Raw genomic sequence first — 3,205 nt, 5'->3', positions numbered from 1 at the left:
CTGCGGCTTCCCCTCCACCGCCGCCACCGGAGATTACAGGGGGCTTTTCTCTGATCCCTTGGCGCTCTTGGCCGGTGTCCCCTTGGCGTCTTCCTCCGCCTCGTGGCGCAACAGGGAGATGGCCGTTTCAAAGTCTTCAAGGGACTCAAAGGCCTGGTAAACGCTCGCAAAGCGCAGGTATGCAACCTTGTCCAGTTTCTGCAGCGGCCCGAGGATAACGAGTCCAACCTCGTGGGCGTCGATTTCCGCCGCGCCTGAGGCGCGGATCTGCTCTTCGACTTCCTGCGCCAGCAGCGCAAGATCATCCTCGCTGACGGGGCGGCCCTGGCAGGCCTTCCGCACACCGTTGATCACTTTGCTGCGGCTGAAGGGCTCGCCAACGCCCGAACGCTTGATGACGGACAGGCTGGTGGTTTCGACGGTGGTGAACCGGCGGCCGCACTCAGGGCACTGCCGGCGCCGGCGGATGGCTGAACCGTCGTCCGCCATGCGGCTGTCAACGACGCGTGAATCAGGATTGCGGCAGAACGGACAGTACATGGCGTCCCTCTCTCGCACGGTCCCGGTGCCGGGACTTCCCAATTGGCGGCGCGGTGGTGCCGCGCCGTAGCGTCTTCCAGTTTACGGGCACATCTAGCGTAATAACAAGCCTGTAATTACTACATATAGTGCTTAGGAGCCGGGGAAACGGGCGGTCACGGCATCGCCGTGCGCGGGCAGATCCTCCGCACGGGACAGGTTCACGATGTGGCTGCTGACTTCCTCCAGCGCGGCCCTGCTGTAGTTGACCACCTGGATGGCCCGCAGGAAGGTGTTGACGTTGAGACCGGAGGAGAAGGCCGCCGTACCGCTGGTGGGAAGCACGTGGTTTGACCCGGCGCAGTAGTCACCCAGGCTGACGGGGCTGTAGTCCCCGACGAAGATGGCACCGGCGTTCCGGATCCGCGCCGCGACGGCAGCAGCGTCCCTGGTCATGATTTCCAGGTGTTCCGCCGCGTAGGCGTCACAGGCGGCGATGCCCTGGTCCAGGTCCTCCACAAGCACCACGCCGGACTGCGGCCCGGACAGTGCTTCCTTGACCCGGGCGGAGTGCTTGGTGGACGCCGCCTGCCGGTCCAGCTCCGCGCGGACAGCGGCTGCAAGGTCTTCGGAATCGGTGATAAGCACCGACGCCGCCTGGGGATCGTGTTCGGCCTGGCTGATCAGGTCCGCCGCCACCAGCGCGGGCTGGGCGGAGGAATCGGCAAGGATGGCGATTTCGGTGGTACCGGCCTCGGAGTCGATGCCCACCACGCCTTTCACCAGGCGTTTGGCGGTGGCCACGAAGATGTTGCCGGGGCCTGTGACCACGTCCACGGGCTCCAGCGCGGGCCCGGCCTGGGTTCCGGCCACGCCGTAGGCGAATGCGGCGATGGCCTGTGCACCGCCGATCGCGTACACCTCCGTGATTCCCAGGAGTGCTGCCGCGGCCAGGATGGTGGGGTGCGGCAGACCGCCGAATTCCTTTTGCGGAGGCGATGCCAGGGCGATGGACTCCACCCCCGCTGCCAGTGCCGGAACCACATTCATGATCACCGAGGACGGGTACACGGCCAGGCCGCCCGGCACGTAGAGGCCCACGCGCGCCACCGGGACCCAGTTCTGGCTGACCACCGCGCCGTCGCCAAGTTCCACGTCGAGGTTCCGAGGGCGCTGCCCGTCGGCAAACTTCCGCGCGCGGCTGATCGACTCCTCCAGCGCCCGCCGGACCGCCGGGTCCAGCTGGTCCAGTGCAGCGGCGAGGGCTTCCTGTGGAACGAGCGGGTGGTCCTGGGTGACGCCGTCGAACCGCAGTGCCAGTTCGGCGAGGGCCTCAAAGCCCCGCTGGCGGACGTCCGAGATGATGTCGAGGACCTTCTCTTCGGCGTTGGCTACCGTCTGGCCCTGTGCCCGCGGCACGGCGGCACGCAGGCCCGCGAGCGTGAGGCTTTGCCCCCGCACGTCGACGGTGCGAAAGTTCACGGCGGCGGTGGCGGGCGTGGCAGGAAACTCCGGAGTAATGGTCACCGGACTATTTTACGTGGCTTACCCGTGCCTCTTCCGAACCGGCACCGCCGTCCGGCTTCTTCCGCAGCAGGTTCAGCAGTTCCAGCACGAAGACCGCCACCGCCGTGGCAGCCGGCCACAGCAGCAGTACCGGCAGGGCGCGCAGCGAGAACTCGATGCTGGCGTTGGCGGTCGCGTCCACCGCCGGTCCCCACAGCCGGGCGGACAGCATGCCCGCCTGCCAGGCCAGGAGGTTGCCCACCAGCGCGCCGGCGAGGCCCATGAGCAGTGCAGCCTGCGGATCCGCGCGTTTTTTGTCGGTGAGGAACACCGCCAGCAGGCAGCCGGCGAAGAGCATGAGCCCGGCAAGGGTCAGGTCACGCGGCAGCCAGACTACGGGGTTGCCCCCGCTGCCCAGGTCCGGATCCCTGGTGACCAAGTTCAGGCCGCCCGGGGCAAGGAGCCACCAGAGGATACCCGCAGGCACCCCTGCCACCGCCGGAACCGCCAGCATTGCCCACGGCAGCCGCGACGGGGTACGGCGGAAGAGTTTCATCATGCAACAAACCTTAACAAATGTTCCTGCCCGGCCATCCGGTGACGTGGTGTGTCAGGAGTTACCCGGCGCGGCCCGGGGACCATACGCTTGAAGGAAGTACCAAGCCATCCAGCTGTCAGGAGTTCCGGTGACCGACAATAGCGCGCCCTTCGAGCGGACGTTCAGGGAGATGTTCCGCCGGCATGCCGCCGGGGTTGCCATCATCACGGTGAACTATGAGGACAAGCCCTTTGGGTTCACGGCAACCTCCGTGGCCTCACTCTCCGCCAAACCTCCACGCTTCACCTTCAACATGGCCCGCAGCTCCAGGTCCTGGCCTGCGGTGGCGAACACCACCTACCTGGGCGTCCACATGCTCGGGCTCGAAAACCAGGAACTGGCCGAGCGTTTTGCCGGCACCAGCAACCGCTTCGAGGGGGACCACTGGGAGGTGGGCCCGCACGGCGTGCCCGTCCTGAAGGATGTGGCTGGGTGGCTCATCGGCGAGGTGCAGATGCGGCTGTCCTTTGAGAACAACGCCGTGGTGGTGGTGCAGGTGGTTGACGGGCAGGTGGGCGGGGACGCTTCTCCCCTGCTGTACCACGGCGGTGGCTACAGCCAGCCTGTTCCCCTCGACTACGA

At 66.7% G+C, this 3,205-nt stretch carries 4 protein-coding genes; 1 reads left to right on the top strand and 3 read right to left on the bottom strand.

Annotation, left to right across the window (positions count from 1 at the left end):
• Positions 1-33: 33 nt before the first annotated feature.
• From nrdR to P2Q66_RS20225, 3 genes are all read right to left on the bottom strand, one after another.
• Positions 34-540, bottom strand: a complete 507-nt coding sequence (gene nrdR, locus P2Q66_RS20235; RefSeq protein ID WP_275731020.1) for a transcriptional regulator NrdR — start codon at positions 538-540, stop codon at positions 34-36.
• A 132-nt stretch (positions 541-672) separates the two neighbouring features.
• A complete protein-coding gene (hisD, locus tag P2Q66_RS20230) occupies positions 673-2,046 on the bottom strand; it encodes a histidinol dehydrogenase (protein ID WP_275731018.1) in 1,374 nt (457 codons plus the stop codon).
• A gap of 4 nt (positions 2,047-2,050) precedes the next feature.
• The gene (locus tag P2Q66_RS20225; RefSeq protein WP_275731017.1) at positions 2,051-2,584 is read right to left on the bottom strand and encodes a hypothetical protein; all 534 of its coding nucleotides are present in this window, start codon (positions 2,582-2,584) and stop codon (positions 2,051-2,053) included.
• Positions 2,585-2,711: 127 nt separating this feature from the next.
• On the opposite strand from P2Q66_RS20225, the gene P2Q66_RS20220 reads away from it, so the two are divergent.
• The coding region (locus tag P2Q66_RS20220) for a flavin reductase family protein (protein ID WP_275731016.1) at positions 2,712-3,205 on the top strand (494 nt) is incomplete at its 3' end.

The organism is Arthrobacter sp. Cr_A7, assembly GCF_029222765.1.
GTDB lineage: Bacteria > Actinomycetota > Actinomycetes > Actinomycetales > Micrococcaceae > Arthrobacter.
This window is presented reverse-complemented; position numbering and strand designations above follow the sequence as displayed.

Coding starts and splice junctions, on each gene's coding strand:
- nrdR (WP_275731020.1), bottom strand. CDS start 540: ATGTACTGTCCGTTCTGCCGCAATCCTGATTCACGCGTCGTTGACAGC.
- P2Q66_RS20225 (WP_275731017.1), bottom strand. CDS start 2,584: ATGATGAAACTCTTCCGCCGTACCCCGTCGCGGCTGCCGTGGGCAATG.